The organism is Roseomonas marmotae (genome assembly GCF_017654485.1).
GTDB classification, from domain to species: Bacteria; Pseudomonadota; Alphaproteobacteria; order Acetobacterales; family Acetobacteraceae; genus Pseudoroseomonas; species Pseudoroseomonas marmotae.
In genome coordinates, this window is the sequence record NZ_CP061091.1 from 1,575,005 (window position 1) to 1,591,321 (window position 16,317).

The 16,317-nt window shown below is 71.6% G+C and carries 18 protein-coding genes; 10 read left to right on the top strand and 8 right to left on the bottom strand.

All coding sequences use genetic code 11. The features are described 5' to 3' along the window. Nucleotides 1-20 precede the first annotated feature (20 nt). Both IAI58_RS07425 and IAI58_RS07430 read right to left on the bottom strand, forming a co-directional pair. Nucleotides 21-974, bottom strand: a complete 954-nt coding sequence (locus IAI58_RS07425) for a M14 family metallopeptidase (RefSeq protein ID WP_336512371.1) — start codon at nt 972-974, stop codon at nt 21-23. Nucleotides 975-1,119: 145 nt separating this feature from the next. Further along, the gene (locus IAI58_RS07430; protein ID WP_207449184.1) at nt 1,120-1,878 is read right to left on the bottom strand and encodes a DsbA family protein; all 759 of its coding nucleotides are present in this window, start codon (nt 1,876-1,878) and stop codon (nt 1,120-1,122) included. Nucleotides 1,879-2,069: 191 nt separating this feature from the next. Here IAI58_RS07430 and IAI58_RS07435 point away from each other — a divergent pair, with 191 nt between their 5' ends. Together IAI58_RS07435 and IAI58_RS07440 are read left to right on the top strand one after the other, a co-directional pair. Then, a complete protein-coding gene (locus IAI58_RS07435; protein WP_207449186.1) occupies nt 2,070-3,530 on the top strand; it encodes a gamma-glutamyltransferase in 1,461 nt (486 codons plus the stop codon). A 1-nt stretch (nt 3,531) separates the two neighbouring features. After that, nucleotides 3,532-4,698 (top strand): pyridoxal phosphate-dependent aminotransferase, encoded by a 1,167-nt coding sequence (locus IAI58_RS07440; protein WP_207449188.1) that lies wholly within the window; start codon nt 3,532-3,534, stop codon nt 4,696-4,698. 33 nt (nt 4,699-4,731) lie between these two features. Here IAI58_RS07440 and IAI58_RS07445 read toward each other — a convergent pair whose 3' ends face one another. After that, nucleotides 4,732-5,397 (bottom strand): hypothetical protein, encoded by a 666-nt coding sequence (locus tag IAI58_RS07445; RefSeq protein ID WP_237182562.1) that lies wholly within the window; start codon nt 5,395-5,397, stop codon nt 4,732-4,734. 35 nt (nt 5,398-5,432) lie between these two features. Between IAI58_RS07445 and IAI58_RS07450 the strand changes: the two genes are divergently transcribed. The 5 genes from IAI58_RS07450 to IAI58_RS07470 all read left to right on the top strand — a co-directional run bounded on the left by IAI58_RS07450 (nt 5,433) and on the right by IAI58_RS07470 (nt 9,104). Continuing rightward, the gene (locus IAI58_RS07450; protein ID WP_207449190.1) at nt 5,433-6,263 is read left to right on the top strand and encodes an aldo/keto reductase; all 831 of its coding nucleotides are present in this window, start codon (nt 5,433-5,435) and stop codon (nt 6,261-6,263) included. A 163-nt stretch (nt 6,264-6,426) separates the two neighbouring features. Then, nucleotides 6,427-7,080, top strand: a complete 654-nt coding sequence (locus tag IAI58_RS07455; protein ID WP_208776048.1) for a S1 family peptidase — start codon at nt 6,427-6,429, stop codon at nt 7,078-7,080. 178 nt (nt 7,081-7,258) lie between these two features. After that, entirely contained in the window at nt 7,259-7,699 is a 441-nt protein-coding gene (locus tag IAI58_RS07460) for a CBS domain-containing protein (RefSeq protein ID WP_237182560.1), read from the top strand. Between the two features lie 448 nt (nt 7,700-8,147). Then, complete coding sequence (mscL, locus tag IAI58_RS07465) at nt 8,148-8,669, top strand: large conductance mechanosensitive channel protein MscL (protein ID WP_207449196.1); 522 nt, start codon at nt 8,148-8,150, stop codon at nt 8,667-8,669. 42 nt (nt 8,670-8,711) lie between these two features. After that, nucleotides 8,712-9,104: a metallopeptidase family protein gene (locus IAI58_RS07470; RefSeq protein ID WP_207449198.1), complete on the top strand. Its 393-nt coding sequence runs from the start codon at nt 8,712-8,714 to the stop codon at nt 9,102-9,104. A gap of 24 nt (nt 9,105-9,128) precedes the next feature. Here IAI58_RS07470 and IAI58_RS07475 read toward each other — a convergent pair whose 3' ends face one another. From IAI58_RS07475 to IAI58_RS07495, 5 genes are read right to left on the bottom strand one after another with little or no spacing between them, the layout of a single operon-like run. Further along, nucleotides 9,129-9,725, bottom strand: a complete 597-nt coding sequence (locus tag IAI58_RS07475) for a uracil-DNA glycosylase family protein (RefSeq protein WP_207449278.1) — start codon at nt 9,723-9,725, stop codon at nt 9,129-9,131. 43 nt (nt 9,726-9,768) lie between these two features. After that, entirely contained in the window at nt 9,769-10,269 is a 501-nt protein-coding gene (locus tag IAI58_RS07480; RefSeq protein WP_237182929.1) for a copper chaperone PCu(A)C, read from the bottom strand. Between the two features lie 56 nt (nt 10,270-10,325). Beyond that, nucleotides 10,326-10,685 (bottom strand): hypothetical protein, encoded by a 360-nt coding sequence (locus IAI58_RS07485; protein WP_207449200.1) that lies wholly within the window; start codon nt 10,683-10,685, stop codon nt 10,326-10,328. A 12-nt stretch (nt 10,686-10,697) separates the two neighbouring features. Beyond that, complete coding sequence (gene thpR / locus IAI58_RS07490; protein ID WP_207449202.1) at nt 10,698-11,267, bottom strand: RNA 2',3'-cyclic phosphodiesterase; 570 nt, start codon at nt 11,265-11,267, stop codon at nt 10,698-10,700. A 3-nt stretch (nt 11,268-11,270) separates the two neighbouring features. Continuing rightward, nucleotides 11,271-11,924, bottom strand: coding sequence for an arylesterase (locus tag IAI58_RS07495; RefSeq protein ID WP_336512372.1), 654 nt, complete (start codon nt 11,922-11,924; stop codon nt 11,271-11,273). A 49-nt stretch (nt 11,925-11,973) separates the two neighbouring features. Between IAI58_RS07495 and IAI58_RS07500 the strand changes: the two genes are divergently transcribed. The 3 genes from IAI58_RS07500 (at nt 11,974) to IAI58_RS07510 (ending at nt 16,297) form a co-directional block, all read left to right on the top strand. Continuing rightward, a complete protein-coding gene (locus IAI58_RS07500; protein ID WP_207449206.1) occupies nt 11,974-12,699 on the top strand; it encodes an ABC transporter ATP-binding protein in 726 nt (241 codons plus the stop codon). Then, nucleotides 12,696-15,218, top strand: a complete 2,523-nt coding sequence (locus IAI58_RS07505) for an ABC transporter permease (RefSeq protein WP_207449208.1) — start codon at nt 12,696-12,698, stop codon at nt 15,216-15,218. The genes IAI58_RS07500 and IAI58_RS07505 overlap by 4 nt, the downstream gene beginning before the upstream one ends. Before the next feature lie 296 nt (nt 15,219-15,514). Next, the gene (locus IAI58_RS07510) at nt 15,515-16,297 is read left to right on the top strand and encodes a Bax inhibitor-1/YccA family protein (protein ID WP_207449210.1); all 783 of its coding nucleotides are present in this window, start codon (nt 15,515-15,517) and stop codon (nt 16,295-16,297) included. Nucleotides 16,298-16,317 lie beyond the last annotated feature (20 nt).

Here is a 16,317-nt window from a genome sequence, read left to right on the forward strand (position 1 = left end):
AATGCCTGGACCGAAATCATTCAGGCGAAGCGGGCCAGCCGCACCGCCGTGTGCCCGCGCATGGCGCGCGGCGTGGGCATCACCAGCAGGCAGTCGTCATGTGGGGTGCGGATCTCCTGCTCCCCGTCCAGGGCCAGCAGGGTGTTGCGTGCCGGGATGACGGTGCCACCGCGGAAATCCTGCACGAAGGCGAAGCCATGGGTGCCGGCGATGACGGTACGGGTCACTTCCGCAAGCCGGCCGGGCCGGGACGGGCGAGGGGCCTGGGGCAGCAGCCCGTTCTCCCGCAGCAGGGCGGTGGCGCATTGCTCCAGCGTCTCCAGCGTCGCCGGCTCCCAGTGCGGGCCGCCCTCGACCAGCAGGCAGGCGCGGCGGCTGCCGGGCGCGGTGAAGATCGGGTGGTCGATCAGCCGCTGCCCGGTACGGTGGCCCTGGTCCACCACCACCAGTTCCGGCGTGCCCAGCCGCAGCGCCATGTCCCGGGACTGCGGCGTATCCCCCGCGATCATCAGCGGGTCGGAGGGCCAGAGCATGCTGTGCAGATCCAGCAGCACATCCGCCTCCTGCATCAGCGGCAGCAGGGCGCGGGCGCGGGCCAGCTCGGTGCTGTGGCGGCAGCCCTTCAGCAGGCGGTCGTCCCAGACGCGGTTCAGATCCTCATCCACGAAGCGGCTGAGCGTGGGATTGGCGGGGTCGAAGCGGGAGAAGGCGGCCAGATTGGCGAAGATCATGGTCAGCGTGCCGCGCAGCGGGCGCAGCCCCTCCCGCAGCCAGCGGGCCAGCAGCAGCGCGCCGGCGATCTCATTGCCGTGCATCAGCGAGACCAGCGCCACATGCGGGCCGGGCAGGGGGGAGCTGAAGCTCCAGACTCCCGGCATGCGGTTGCCCTCAAGCCAGGGGCGCAGGTCCGGGATCGGCACACGCACCGGAAAATGCGGCAGGTAGCCGGCCCCCGTCATCGCTGCCTCAGTCACCCGCAGCCGCCTGCACGGGGCTGCGGCGCGCAGCGTGCCAAGGCCATGGCTGGCATCTCACCTCCGCTCCTCCTCTGGATTCCGGGCGGCCCCGGCGGGTCAGTCTATACGGCGTGGCGGGCGCGGCAATCCGGGGCGGAATGGTTCAGCCACCGCTTCCACGCGCCTGCTGGCGGGCCTCGGCCACCAGTGCCTGCAGGGTGGCCAGGTCCACGGCGCCCGGCACCAGCCGGTCGCCGATGACCAGGGCCGGCGTGCCCTCGATGGAGAGCGCCTGCGCCAGGGCCATATTGCCTTCAAGCCGGCGCTGGATGGCGGGGTCGTCCATGTCCCGCCGCAGCCGCGCCCAGTCCAGCCCGGCGCGCTCGGCCTCGGTCTTCAGCGCGGCCTCGGTGGGCTCGCTCCGCAGGCGCATCAGCGCCTCCTGCAAGGGCAGGTATTTACCCTGGCGCTGCGCCGCCAGCAGGGCGCGGCTGGCGAGCACGCTGGCGGGGCCGAGGATCGGCAGGTCCTTCATGACCACGCGCAGATCAGGGTCCGACTTCACCAGCTGCTCCAGGGTGGGATGCAGGATCTTGCAGTAGCCGCAGCGGGCATCGAAGAATTCCACCAGCGTCACGTCGCCCTTCGGGTTCCCCTTCACGGGGTCCTCGGGGTTGCGCAGCAGCGCCCCGGCATGGGCGGCGATGGCCGCGCGCTGGGCCTCGGCGCGATCCTGCTGCTGTGCCTCCTGCATGGCGGCCAGGGCGTCGCGCAGGATGGAGGGGTCCTGCTTCAGCGCCTGCCGCAGCACCTCCACCACCTCCTGCCGCTGCGCGGGAGTCAGGGCCTCGCTGGCCAGGGCAGGGGTGGCGGCAATCAGGCTGAGGCCCATCAGGGCGGTGGCGAGGCGGGGCTTCGGCATGGCGGCGGACTCCGGGGGTCCGGCAATCTGCTGGCTCCGGCGGCGGCGCGCAAATCCAGCCCGCGTGAAGACAGGGCCTTACCAAGAGCCGGTTGCCGGGGGTGGCGAAGGAGTCTATGGCCCGGTGCGAGCACGCAAGGCGGAACCACCATCCGCCAGAGCCACGGCTTACCGGAGTGAAGTTCGACAGCATGACCAGCACCCGCGACCAAGCTCTTGCCCATCCCGCGCCGCGCCGCGCGCAGAGGCGTGCCCTGGCAGTGCTGGGGATGGCGGCGACCCTGGCGGGTTGCAGCACTGTATCCGGTGTCGTGGGCGGCGGCAGCACCCCGGCGGGGCAGCCCGGCTATGTCACGGGCTTCCTGGGCGGCGTCGTGGCCGACGAGCCGCGCGCGGCGCTGGTCGGGCGGGACGTCCTCTCGGCCGGCGGTACGGCGGTGGATGCGGCGGTGGCGGCGGGCTTCGCCCTCTCGGTCACGCTGCCCTCCCGCGCGGGCCTGGGCGGCGGCGGCGCCTGCCTGGTCTTCGACCGCGCGCGCAATGCCACGGAGGCCGTGATCTTCCCGGCCGGCAACCCCGGCACCTCCGGCGGCGACCGGCCGGCGGCCGTGCCGATGATGGCGCGCGGCCTTTTCGCCCTGCATACCCGCAAGCCGCGCCGGCCCTTCGAGGAGCTGGTGGCCCCGGCCGAGCAGCTGGCGCGCTTCGGCGCCCTGACCTCCCGCGCCCTGGCCACCGACCTGGCGGCCGTGTCCGGGCCGCTGCTGGCGGACCCGGCCGCCCGCGCCGTCTTCACCGGTCCCGGCGGCCAGCCCCTGGCCGAGGGCGACAACCTCCTCCAGCCCGACCTCAGCAGCACCCTGGCGGCGCTGCGCGTCTCGGGCGTGGGCGACCTCTACCAGGGCACGCAGGCGCGGCGGCTGGAGGAACTCTCCCCCCGCGTCGGTGGCCCGCTGACGGTGGAGGCGCTGCGCCCCGCCGTGGCGCAGGTGGTGCCGCCGCTGGAGATCACGCTGGTCAGCGACACGCTCTCCTTCCTGCCGCCGCCGGCCGATGGCGGGCTGGCCGCCGCCGTGGCGGCGCGCGGCATCGCCGCCGGCCAGGCCCCGGCCAGCGCCGAGGCGCAGGGCCTCGCCGCCGCCGGCACCTGGCGCCGGGGTGGCGGCGACCCCGCGACGCTGCTGGCCAACCCGCCCGCCGGCGGGGGCGGCTGGGGCGTGCTGCCGGCCTCCACCAGCCTGGTGGTGCTGGACCGGGAGGGGAATGCCGTCTCCTGCGCCTTCAGCATGAACAACCTCTTCGGCACCGGGCGCATCGTGCCGGGTATGGGCTTCTTCCTGGCCGCCGCCCCCGGCGTGGGCCGGGTGGAGCCGCCGCTGCTCTCGGCGGTGATGGCGCATAACCGCAGCCTCTCAGCCTTCCGCTATGCCGGCGCCTCCTCCGGCCAGACGGGCGCGCCGCTGGCCACCGCCCTGCCCGCGGTGCGGCAGCTGGTGAACCGCGTGCCGGCGGCCCAGGCCCTGGCCGAGGCGCCGGAGCCCGGGCGCGGCAATGCCATCGCCTGCGACCGCTACCTGCCCGGCGACCCGCGCCAGTGCGTGGCGGCCACCGACCCGCGCGGTGCCGGGCTGGCGATCGGCGGCCTGCAGTAAGATGGCCCTGAAGGTCGGCAGGGGGGCCGAGGCGCCGCCCTTCCTGGTGATGGACGTGATCTCCGCCGCCAATGCGCGGCAGGCGGCGCTGCCGCCCGGCGCGCCCGGCGTGCTGCGGATGGAGGTCGGCCAGCCCGGCACCGGCGCCCCGCGTGGCGCTGCCGAGGCCGCCATCCGCGCCCTCCAGGGCGGCGCGCCACTGGGCTATACGGAAGCCTTCGGGCTGCGTTCGCTGCGGGAGCACATCGCCGGCCATTACCGCGAGAAATACGGGGTGGCGGTGCCGCCCTCCCGCATCGCCGTCACAGTCGGGGCTTCCGGCGCCTTCCCGCTGGCCTTCCTGGCGGCCTTCGACGCGGGCGACCGCGTGGCCATGGCCGCGCCCTTCTACCCGCCTTACGCCAATATCCTGACGGCGCTGGGCATGGTGCCGCAACTGCTGCCCTGCGACGCCTCCACCCGCTTCCAGCCCACCATCGCCATGCTGGAGGCGCTGGACCCGCGCCCGGCCGGGCTGATCGTCGCCTCGCCCTGCAACCCCGCCGGCACCATGCTCTCGCGCGACGAGCTGGCCGCCATCGCGGAATGGTGCGAGGCCAATGGCGTGCGCCTCGTCTCGGACGAGATCTATCACGGCCTCTCCTACGGCATGGAGGAGAGCACCGCCGCCGGATGCAGTGATAGCGCCATCGTGGTGAACAGCTTCAGCAAGTATTTCTCGATGACCGGCTGGCGCATCGGCTGGATGGTGCTGCCGGAGGATCTGGTGCGCCCGGTGGAATGCCTGGCGCAGAACATGTTCATCTCCGCCCCGCATATCGCCCAGGTCGCCGCCGAGGCCGCCTTCGGCTGCGCCGAGGAGCTGGAAGCCAACAAGGCCGCCTATGCCCGCAACCGCGCCCTGCTGCTGCGCGGCCTGCCGGAGGCGGGCTTCGACCGGCTGGCCGAGGCCGATGGCGCCTTCTACCTCTGGGCCGACATTGGCCACCTGACCAATGACAGCCTGGATTTCGCCGCCCGCATGCTGGCCGAGGCCGGCATCGCCGCCACCCCCGGCATCGACTTCGACCCCGCGCGGGGCGGGCGCTTCCTGCGCTTCTCCTATTGCGGGCCGGAGGCGGCCGTGGCCGAGGCGCCGGAGCGGCTGCGGCGCTGGATGAAGCGCTGAGCGCGAGCCGGCCAGCGGCCTGAACGCCCGCGGCTACTGCTGCGGGAAGAAGAACTGCTGCAGGCGCAGGAAGACATCCCGCAGGTCGAAGCCCTGCTCGCTTTCCTGCGTGGCGGCGCCCGGCGGCACCCGGGCGCGGAAGGCGGCCAGGGCCTCCGCCGTCCGGTCCAGCCGCAGGGCCTTGGGCTCCGCATCCGTGCCGCCGGCGCCGAGGCCGGTCAGCCGCACCAGCGCGCGCGAGGCCTGGCTCAGCTCCTGGGCCGCGCGGGGCAGGTCCTCCCGCCGTGGCGCGCAGATGACGGAGCGGCCCTCCAGCCGGCAGGGCATTTCCATCATCGGGTTCGGCGGGAAGCGCACCTGCGCCGTCCCGGTGAAGGCCAGCAGCCCGCGCCCGGCCGTCTCCAGCCCCAGGTCACGGGCCGTCACCGCCGGCACCAGCATCCCGTCACGCATCACCACTTCCAGTGCCATGGCGGACTGGCCGGCGGTGGCAGCCTCGACAGGCGTCTCATGCGTCATGCGGCAGCGCTGGCGGTCGGTCATGCTGTCGGTGGCGCAGGTCAGCAGCCAGGGGCCATAGGTATCGACCGCCTGGGCCGCGGCGGGTGGAGGGGCCAGCCCCAGGGGAGCCGCCAACAGCAGCGCCGAGGCGAGGGGACGTGGGAAAAGCCGGATGGTGGCGGTGGCGAGACGGCGCATGCCAGCCAAGATAGGTATCATCAGAGGAGGATACCATGCACAGCATCACGCTGGCTGACGGCACCCCCATTCCCACCCTGGGCCAGGGCACCTGGCGCCTGGGCGAGCGCGGCGCCGACCGTGGCGCGGAGGCCGCCGTGCTGCGGCTTGGCCTCGACCTCGGGCTGACCCTGATCGACACGGCCGAGATGTATGGCGATGGTGGGGCGGAGGAGGTGGTGGGCGAGGCCATCGCCGGCCGGCGGGAGGAGGTCTTCCTGGTCAGCAAGGCCTATCCGCAGAATGCCTCGCGCACCCAGTTGCCGCTGGCCTGCGAGCGCAGCCTGCGGCGGATGGGGACGGATGTGATCGACCTCTACCTGCTGCACTGGCGCGGTGCCGTGCCCCTGGCCGAGACGGCCGAGGCGATGGAGCGGCTGAAGGAGCAGGGCAAGATCCGCCACTGGGGCGTCTCCAACCTCGATGTCGCCGACCTGGAGGAGCTGGGTCCGCATCTGAAGAACTGCGCGGCGAACCAGGTGCTCTACAACCTGGAGGCCCGCGGCGTGGAATTCGACCTGCTGCCCTTCTGCCAGAACGAGTTGATGCCGGTGATGGCTTATTCCCCCCTGGGCCAGGGCGGCGCGCTGCTGCGCCATCCCGTGATACGCCGGGTGGCGGAGCGACAGGGGGCGACCCCGGCGCAGGTGGCGCTGGCCTGGACGCTGCGGAACCCCGGCGTCATCAGCATTCCCAAGGCTTCGAACGAGGCGCATCTGCGGGAGAACCTGGGCGCCCGGCTGATGGTGCTGACGCCGGAGGACCTGCTGGAACTCGATTCCGCTTTTCCGCCGCCGCGCCATAAGCGGTCGCTGGAGATGATTTGAGCGCCCCCGTCCGGAGAAAAAAACCAGGAATCCCGTGGGGCTGGCGCCTGCCACTCAACGAATCCTTCAGATATTGTGCGCCCGAATCGACCTGGGGTTGGGGCGTGGGGCGCGGATGAGAGGGCGGTGGGGCTTCTTCCTGCATGGGATGGGCGGGGCGGCCATGGCGATGGGCCTGGGCGCCTGCGCCCGCATGCCTGGGCCGGAGGCCGGAGGCACCCCGGTGGCGCAGGTCGCCGCCACGGGCTTCGCGGCCGTGCAGGCCGGCGGCACGGCCCGTGGCGCCGCTGTCGCCTTCGACGAATGCCATGTGATGACCTGTGCCCATGTTCTGCCCGGAGATGATGCGGTGGTGCTGCGGCGCGGGCCGGATGGCGCGGAGGTCCGGCCCCTGCTGCTGCGCCGCAGCCGGCGGATGGATCTGGCGGTGATGCGCGTGCCCGCCGGCTTCCTGCTGCCGCCGCCACAGGCCACCGACGCGCCCCTTGAAGGGGAGGAAGTCTGGGCCGCCGGGGCACCGGCGTTGGGCAGCCCGGTGGCACGTGGCGTGGTGGAGGCGCCGGATGCCGTCATGCCCGGCTTCGGCCGGGGCTTCACTGCCCGGATGCCGGCGCTGATGGGTTATTCCGGCGGGCCGGTGGTGGATGCCGGTGGCGCGCTGATGGGCCTGACTTCTGCCCTGCCGGGGGGGCAGGGTGCCGGCATCCTGGCTTTCCTCGCCGGTGCCGACCTCGACGGGCTGGTGCGCGCGGAGCGTGCGGTCTTCGTCCTGTCCATCCGGCGTGCCGCAGACGAGGCCCGGCGGCTGCTGGTCTAGGCGGCCATGTCCCTTTTCCCGGTTTTACAGCCTCCTCCAGCGGTTACATTCCCGTGCACGAAGCCGCGCGCGCGCCCGATTCCGCTGGACGTAAAGGCGTGGCACCCTTCAACCTATTCGTCTCATTAAGAAGACCGGCGAAATAACCGGGTTTGAGCTGGGAAGCTGAAGGGAGAGCATGATGGTCATCGGGAACATCCTGCACAGCAAGGGCAGCGAGGTGATCGCCGTCGGGCCCCGGGACAGTGCCATCGATATCGCCCGCACCCTCTCGCGGCACCGTATCGGCGCGGTACTGGTGCGGGACGAGGCGGGCGAGATCATGGGCATCGTCAGCGAGCGCGACATCGTCCGCTGCATGGCCGCCTCCGCCGAGACTGTGGCGCAGCAGTCGGCCACCGACCTCATGACCAAGGTGCTGCATACCGTCACGCCCCGCACCCTGATCGTCGAGGCGCTGGCCATGATGACCGACCGCCGCGTCCGCCACCTGCCCGTGCTGGACGGGGAGAAGCGCCTGGTCGGCATGGTCTCGATCGGCGACCTGGTGAAGGCGCGCATCGCGGAAGCCGAGCTGGAGGCCACCGAATTGCGGAACTACGTCTCCACCGCCGGCTGAGCCGTCCCTGTCCGCGCCAGGATGTCAGGCCTTCAGGCGGCGGGCGGGCGAGGGGATGGTGGATGGATATTGCGCGGGGATATGCCGTCACCTGGGCCGTTATGATGGTCTCAGGAAGCTGCCTCGCTCATGCCCGCGAGAGGTGTGACGTTGCGAGCCTGCCCTGAGGATCATGGCCATGCTGCCCTCCGCCACTGCATGCGGAAGGCATGGGAAGCAGGGCTGGCCGGAGAGGACCGCGCCCGGGACATGGCCGAAAGCGAGCGGCCAGTGGCGCGGCGCGCTGGTCCCAACGGAATGATAACGCATCCTGCATCCTCGGTGGTGCCGGGCGAGTTGGAGCAGCGGGCCGTATCGCGGGCGGCGCTTGCCGCAAGCCTTGCGCGACGGCTGATCCACGTGATCCCATCGAGCCCGGTTGCCCGAGACATCTCCTGAAAGGATGCCGATGAAACCGCCCAGTATCCCCCTGCACGAACCCGCGTGGCTTCGGGAGTTCAAGGCTTTCATCATGCGCGGCAGTGTTGTCGACCTGGCGGTCGGCATCATCATCGGCGCGGCCTTCACCGGCATCGTCAACTCGCTGGTGGAGGATCTCATCAACCCGGTCATCGGCCTGCTGATCGGTGGGGTCGATTTCTCCAACATATTCGTCGTGCTGAGCGGAGAGCGCGGGCCCTCGCTGGAGGCGACGCGGGAATCCGGCGCGGCAGTGCTGGCCATCGGCGCCTTCATCAATGCCGTCATCAAGTTCCTGATCGTGGCCCTGGCGATCTTCTGGCTGCTGCGGGCCCTGACCAGGCTGCGCCTGCGCCAGGAGGAAGCGAAGGAGGCGGCAGGCCCCACGGCGGAGGAGAAGCTGCTGATGGAGATCCGCGACGAGATGCGCGCCATGCGCCAGGCCGGTGCCACGCCTCCGGTGGCGCGCGGAACCCCGGGGGTTCCCGGCACCGGAGGCACCGGCGCCTGATGTCAGGGCTGGCGCAACGCGCCGGCCCTGCTAGGAATACCCATGCGCTTCAACCACCCACCCTCGGCCGATGACCTGCTGGAGATGGCGGAAATTGCCTTCGCCGCCATCCCGGAGGTGCTGCGGGAGGCGGTGCGAGGCACGGCCCTCCTGGTGGAGGAAGTGCCCGATGAGGAAACCCTCGCGGCCCTGGAACTCGAGCACCCCTGGGAGCTGACCGGCCTCTACCGCGGCACGCCGCTGACGCAGAGGTCCAGCCTGGACGTGCCTGCCGTGCCGGATACGATCCTGCTCTACCGCGAGCCCATCCTGGTCGAATGGATCGAGACGGGGGAGGATCTCTTCCGTCTGGTCCGCAATGTGCTGATCCATGAGATCGGCCATCACTTCGGCTTCTCCGACGAGGAGATCGCCCGGCTGGAAGGCGAGGGATGAGCCGGCTGGCGCGGCGGCGCGCCTTCAGCCCGCCAGCGCCGCCCTGACGGCATCCCGCAGGGCGGGCAGCACCGTATCCTCGAACCAGGGCCGCTGCGCCGCCCAGGCGCGGGTGCGCCAGGAGGGATGCGGCAGAGGGAAACAGCCCCGCGCCAGTGGTCCGGCGAAATCCTGCACCGTCTGCCCGAGCGCGGCGGCGGCCTGACGCCCCAGCACCGTGCGGATGGCGTAGGTGCCGACCAGCAGGGTGAGGCGGATCTGCCGCATCGGCCCGATCAGCCGGGGGTGCCAGAGCGGCGCGCATTCCGGCCGGGGCGGCGCATCGCCCCCGCGCGGCATGCGGCCGGGATAGCAGAGCCCGGCGGGCACGATGGCGATGCGGCCGGCATCGTAGAAATCCTCCCGCTCCATCCCCAGCCAGGACCGCAGCCGGTCGCCGGAGGGGTCGTTCCAGGGGATGCCAGTGGCATGCACCCGGGTGCCCGGTGCCTGGCCGATAATCAGCAGGCGGGCGGTGGGGCTGACGCGGAAGACAGGGCGGGGGCCAAGCGGCAGGGCCGGGCCGCAGCGCGTGCAGGCGCGGGCGGCGGCGGCTGCTTCCTCCAGGGTCTCGGGGGGCATGCCGCGCAGATGGCCCGCCTTGCCCCCTGGCTCAAGCCTGGCCTCAGCCGCCGTGCCCGTGGCTGTGTCCATGCTCCCGCCCGCCGCCGCCGCGCGAGCCGGCGGCTTCCACCGCCAGTTCCACCGGCACCTCTCCGGCCTTCTCGAAGACCAGGGTCAGCGGCACGCGGCTGTCCTTCACCAGAGGCTGCTTCAGGCCGATCAGCATGATGTGCAGCCCGCCTGGCTGCAGCGTCACGCTGGCGCCGGGGGGAAGGTCGATGCCCGGCACGGGGCGCATCCGCATCACGCCGCCCTCCATGCTGTGGGTATGGATCTCGACGGTGCGGGCGATCACGGCACGGGCGCCGACCAGCCGGTCCGCGGTGCCGCCCTTGTTGGTCAGGGTCATGTAGCCGGCGCCGGTGATGCCGGCGGGGGCGGCGCGGCTCCAGGGATGGGCGATCTCGATCTCGCCCGCCTTGTAGCTATGGGCCAGGGCAGGGATGGGCAGGGCGAGGCAGCCCGCGCCCAGGGCGGCGAGCAGGAAACGGCGGTGATGCACGGGAAAGGCTCCGCTGATGCGGGTTGCGTGGGACGTGACAGCAGATTGGAAGGCTCTCACGCCCGCGGTGGGGCCCGCGCGGCATAGGCTTCGCCGGCCATCCGGTATGGTGGTGCGGCGCGAAGGGGCAGGGGGGCGGAGCCTTCCGCCAGTTGCCAGCCCGGCGCGCCGGGCGTGGCGGAATGCGGGGCCGGGCCCTGCGGCGGCAGGTGGCAGATGGCGCAGCAATCGCCATGCTGCGAGGCGGGGCCGCCATCCTCCTGCCCATGGGCGGTCGTCAGCCCCCCGGCGGTGCAGATCGGGATCCCCCCGCTGCGCGCCAACTGGGCCAGCCCGTAGGCCGGCGCCGCCACGGCCTGCCAGAGCAGCAGCAGCGTGACCAGCAGCCGCGGCAATGGCGTCGGGCGAGGGTTCATGCGGGAACCGGACTAATGCTCCGCAGCCCTGGCGGCAAGGCTCGCTCCCTCCAGCGCGTAATCCACCTCCGCCACGTAATGCGCCTGTTCCTTCCCGAGGCGGGAGGAATAGAGGCTGAAGTGGTTCACCGGCTGGGGCGGGGCGCGGAAGAGGTTATGCGCCTGCACGAAGGCGATCAGCTTGTCCGGCGCCGCCTTCTCGGTCCGTGCCAGCGTGACATGCGGGGCGAATTTCTTGCGCTCCGGCGGCAGCCCGGCACGCTGCAATGCCGTCTCCACCTTCGATTGCAGGTGGGAAAGGCGCTCGCACCGCTCCACCCCCGCGTAGAGGGAATGGATGCGTCCGGCCTTCTCGAAGACATTCACGCCGCGCAGCTTCAGCTCGAAGGGCTTGGCGCGGATGGTGGCCAGGGCTTCGTCCAGCTCATCGGCCAGCACATTCTCCACCTCGCCGATGAAGCGCAAGGTCAGGTGGTAGTTCTCGGGCGGTACCCAGCGGGCGCCGGGAATGCCGCCGGCCAGGCCGGCCAACTCATCCCGCGTGCCGTCGTCGATGGGCAGGGCCACGAACAGGCGCACCATGGGTCAGCCCTCTCCTTGCCTGGCCTTGCGGACCCGGGCGAGCAAGTCCTGCACCGGAGGCATCATGCGGCGGATCATCTCCTCCACGCCCTGCGGATTGGGATGGATGCGGTCCGGCTGGTTCAGTGCCGGCTCCCCCGCCACCCCCTCCAGCAGGAAGGGATAGAAGATCACTTCGGGATGCGCCCTGGCCAGGTTCTGGAAGGTGGTGCTGAACTCGCGCCCGTAATCGGCGCCCAGGTTGGGCGGCGCCAGCATGCCGGCCAGCAGCACGGGCAGGCGCCTCGCCTTCAGCCGGGCCAGGATATCCTCCAGATTGGCTTGCGAATCCCTGGGCGGCAGGCCGCGCAGCCCGTCATTGCCGCCCAGCGCCACGATCACCGCGTCCGGCCGGTCGGCCAGCGCCCAGTCCAGCCGGGACTTGCCGCCCGCCGTGGTATCGCCGGAGACGCCGGCATTGATCACGCGCACCGCCTCGCCGGCGGCCTTCAGCGCGGCCTCCAGCTTCACCGGCCAGGCCTCGGCCTCCGGCAGGCCATAGCCGGCGGTGATCGAATCGCCCAGGATCATCAGCTTCAGCGGGGCAGGCGCCTGGGCCTTGGCCATGCGGATACCGCCGGCGAGAAACAGTCCGATACCGAGCGTGGCCTTTCCCAACGCGGCCCTCCGGCCCAACTTGTGGTTCATGCCCGATGCCACGAACCCCATGCGAACCTCCCCTGGCCTGCCACCCCGTGACCCCGCACCACTGATCCGGGCGAGGGGCCTCTCGCTCAAGGTGGTCGCCGCAGGGGGGGAGGTCAACATCCTCAGGGGCATCGACCTGGATGTGGCGAGAGGGGAGGCGGTCGGCATCGTCGGCCCCTCGGGCTCCGGCAAGACATCGCTCCTCATGCTGCTGGCGGGGCTGGAACGGCCGACGGGCGGCAGCCTCTCCGTCGCCGGGCACGACCTGCCGAAGCTGGACGAGGACGCCCTGGCGCGCTTCCGGCGCGACCATCTCGGCATCGTCTTCCAGGCCTTCCACCTCATCCCCACCATGACGGCGCTGGAGAATGTAGCCGTCCCCCTGGAATTCGCCGGCCGCCGCGATGCCTTCGAGCGCGCGGGCAAGGCCCTGGCGCGGGTCGGGCTGGGCCACCGGCTCGACCATTATCCTGGCCAGCTTTCGGGCGGCGAGCAGCAGCGCGTGGCCCTGGCCCGCGCCGTGGTGGCCGAGCCCAGCCTGCTGCTGGCCGACGAGCCGACCGGCAACCTCGACCGCGCCACCGGGCTGATGGTGATGGACCTGCTCTTCGAGATCCGCGCCCAGCTCGGCACCACCCTGCTGCTGATCACCCATGACCCGGCCCTGGCCGGCCGCTGCGGGCGGCAGCTGAGCATGGGCGATGGCGTGATCGCCGCCGACAGCCAGGCCGCGGCGGCGGCATGAGCGGCCATCTGGCGCTTGGCCTGCGCTTCGCGCGGCGGGAGCTGCGCGGCGGCATCAAAGGCCTGCGGATCGTCCTGGCCTGCCTGGCGCTGGGGGTGGCCGCCATCACCGCCGTCGGCGTGCTGCGCGCGGCGACCGAGGCCGGGCTGGCCGAGGACGGCGCCCGCATCCTGGGCGGCGACCTCGCCATCCGCGTCTCCCACCGCCCCATGCCGCAGGAGGCGCGGGACTGGATCACCGGCCATGGCGGGCGGCTGTCCGAGATCATCGAGATGCGCGGCATGGCCATCGCCCCCGGCGGCGACCGCACGCTGGTGGAACTGAAGGCGGCCGACAACGCCTACCCCCTCTATGGCCGGCTGGAACTGGACCCGCCCGATGCCCGCCTGACGCCTTCCGCGCCCGGCGCCGAATACGGCGTGGCGCTGGAGCCGCTGGTGGCCGAGCGTCTGGGCCTGAAGATCGGCGACCGGCTGCGGCTGGGCGAGGCGGGCTTCACCCTGGCCGCGCTGATCCGGACGGAGCCGGACAAGGTGGCCAGCCCCGCGCTGCTGGGGCCGCGGGCGCTGATCCCGATGGCGGCGCTGGAATCCACGCGCCTCGTCCAGCCCGGCAGCCTGGTGCAATACGAATACCGCGTGGCGCTGCCGCCGGGCATCTCGCCCCAGACCTTCGCGCGGGACCTGCAGGCGGCACATGACGATGGCGGCTGGCGGGTGCGCGATGCCAGCCAGGCGGCACCGGGGGTCAACCGCGTGCTGGACCGCGTCGCCTCCTTCCTGACCCTGGCGGGGCTGACGGCGCTGCTGGTGGGCGGCATCGGCGTGGCGACGGGGGTGCGGAGCTGGCTGGACCAGCGCGCCCGCACCATCGCCACCCTGCGCTGCCTGGGCGCGCCGCCCGGCACCGTCTTCGCCACCTACATGATCCAGGTGCTCGGCCTCTCCGTGCTGGGCATCCTGCTGGGGCTGGTGGCGGGGCAGGGGCTGGCGCTGCTGGCGGCGCAGCTTCTGGCCAGCGCCATGCCGGTGCCGCCGCGCATCGGCTTCTTCCCCTGGACGCTGGCGCAGGCGGCACTCTACGGCATCCTCACTGCGCTCTCCTTCTCCCTCTGGCCTCTGGGTCGTGCACGGGAGATTCCGGGCGCCGCGCTGTTCCGCGACACGCTGGCCCCCCGCGCGGCGCGGCCGCGCCTGTCCCTGCTGCTGATGAACGCGGCGGCGGTGCTGGCGCTGGTGGCGCTGGTGGTGGGCACGGCGGCGCAGCCGATCTTCGCGCTGGCCTTCTGCGCCGCCGCCGGGGCCACGCTGCTGGTCTTCCGCCTCGGCGCCGCCGCGCTGATGGCCCTGGCCCGGCGCCTGCGGGCCGGGCAGAGGCCGGCGCTGCGGCTGGGCCTGGCCAATCTGCACCGTCCGGGCGCGCCCACCGCCCTGCTGCTGGTGGCGCTGGGCATCGGCCTGACCACCCTTTCGGCCCTGGCGCTGATCGAGGGTAATCTGCGCCAGCAGATCAGCTCCCAGATCCCCGCCGCCGCGCCGAATTTCTACTTCATCGACATCCAGTCCGATCAGGTGCCGCAATTCGACCGCCTGACCGCCGGCCTGCCGGGGGTGCGGGAGGTGAAGCGCGTGCCCTCGCTCCGGGCGCGCATCGTCTCGGTCAAGGGCGTGCCGGCGGAGGAGGTGCAGACCACCAACGACACGCGCTGGGCGCTGCGCGGCGACCGCGGCCTGACCTATGCCGCCACGCCGCCTGACGGCACGCGCGTCGTCGCCGGCCAGTGGTGGGCGCCGGATTACGACGGGCCGCCCCTGCTCTCGCTGGATGCGGCGCTGGCCGAGGGCTGGAATGTCGGGCTGGGCGACGAGATCGTGGTGAATGTGCTGGGCCGCGACGTGCCGCTGAAGATCGCCAGCCTCCGGCAGATCGAGTGGCAGGGCCTCGGGCTGAACTTCGTCCTGATCGCCTCGCCCGGGCTGCTGGAGCGGGCGCCGCATACGCATATCGCCACCCTCTATGGCGATGCCGCGCAGGACGCCGCCGTGCTGCGCGCGGTGACGGACACCTTCCCCAATGTCTCCGGCATTCGCGTGCGGGATGCGCTGGAGACGGTGGGCGCGCTGATGGAGCGGCTGGGCACCGCCATCTCTGCCGTGGCGGGGGTGACGCTGCTGGCGGGCGGGCTGGTGCTGGCCGGGGCCATGGCCGCCGGGCAGCGGCGCCGCGTCCGGGATGCCGTGGTGCTGAAGGTGATCGGCGCTACCCGGGCCCAGGTGCGCCGGGCCTGGATGGTGGAATTCGGGCTGCTGGGCCTGACCGCCGGCCTGCTGGCCGCCGGTATCGGCACCGCAGCGAGTTGGGGCGTGGCGCGTTACGTCATGCGGACGGACTGGATTTTCCTGCCCGGCACCCTGGCCGTGACGGTGCTGGGCTGCACCGTGCTGACGCTTCTACTGGGCTATGCCGGCACGGCTCTGGCGCTGCGGGCGCGCCCCGCGCCGCTGCTACGCAATGAATGAGGCGGTGGTGCCGGCGCCCGGAGGCCCGCTGGCACCATCCTTCGCAGGTTGTGCCTTGCGCCCGCCGCGTTGCTACGATCTTCTGACGGAAGCGGATGGCTGAAAGGCTCTGGCCCTCTCCTCCCGCCGCCGCACGAGATGAGCGGGGATTAAGGCACTGTCACGCCTGGCAATTCGGGTACGGCAGGGTGTAACGAAGCGCAAACCGTGCCGAATCCAATTGAACAACATTACCGTTAGTCCATATTAGTGCTCATACGTGGGATCATCCCGCGATCGGAGGAGTTTTCGCCGCCATGGCCTTTGGTCAAGACTATCGCACCACGGGCGCGCCTGGCTGGGGCCGCGCCGCGACCACCGATGCCGCCGCCCTGGATGCCGGGCTGCGGGCCTATATGCTGCGCGTCTACAACTGGATGGCTTCCGGCCTGCTGCTGACCGCGATCGTTGCCTATGTGATCGCGAGCACCGGCGCTGCCGACCTGTTCTACACCCGCGTGATGACGCCGCGTGGCGCCGCCACCCAGCCCACCATCCTGGGCTTCGCCGCGATGTTCGCGCCCCTGGCCTTCGTGCTGGCCCTCTCCTTCGGCGTGAACCGAATGAGCAAGGGCACGGTTCAGGCGCTGTTCTGGGTCTTCTGCGCCACGATGGGCGCCAGCATGGCGAATATCTTCGCCGTCTATGTCGGCACCTCCATCGCCTCCACCTTCGTGATCACCGCCGGCATGTTCGCCGGTGTCAGCCTCTACGGCTACACCACGAAGGCCGACCTGACGCGCATGGGCAGCTTCATGATGATGGGCCTGATCGGCATCATCATCGCCGGCATCGTCAATATGTTCATCGGCTCCAGCGCGCTGCAGTTCGCCATCAGCGTCATCGGCGTGGTCGTCTTCGTCGGCCTGACCGCCTATGACACGCAGCGGATCAAGGCGGACTACATCGAGTACGCCTATGCCGAGGGCACGGATCTGGCCGCCAAGCGCAGCGTCTTCGACGCGCTGGGCCTGTATCTGAACTTCATCAACCTGTTCCAGCTGCTGCTGCAGTTCATGGGGGTCCGCCAGCAGGACTGACCCGGCCAGGCTTGACGGCA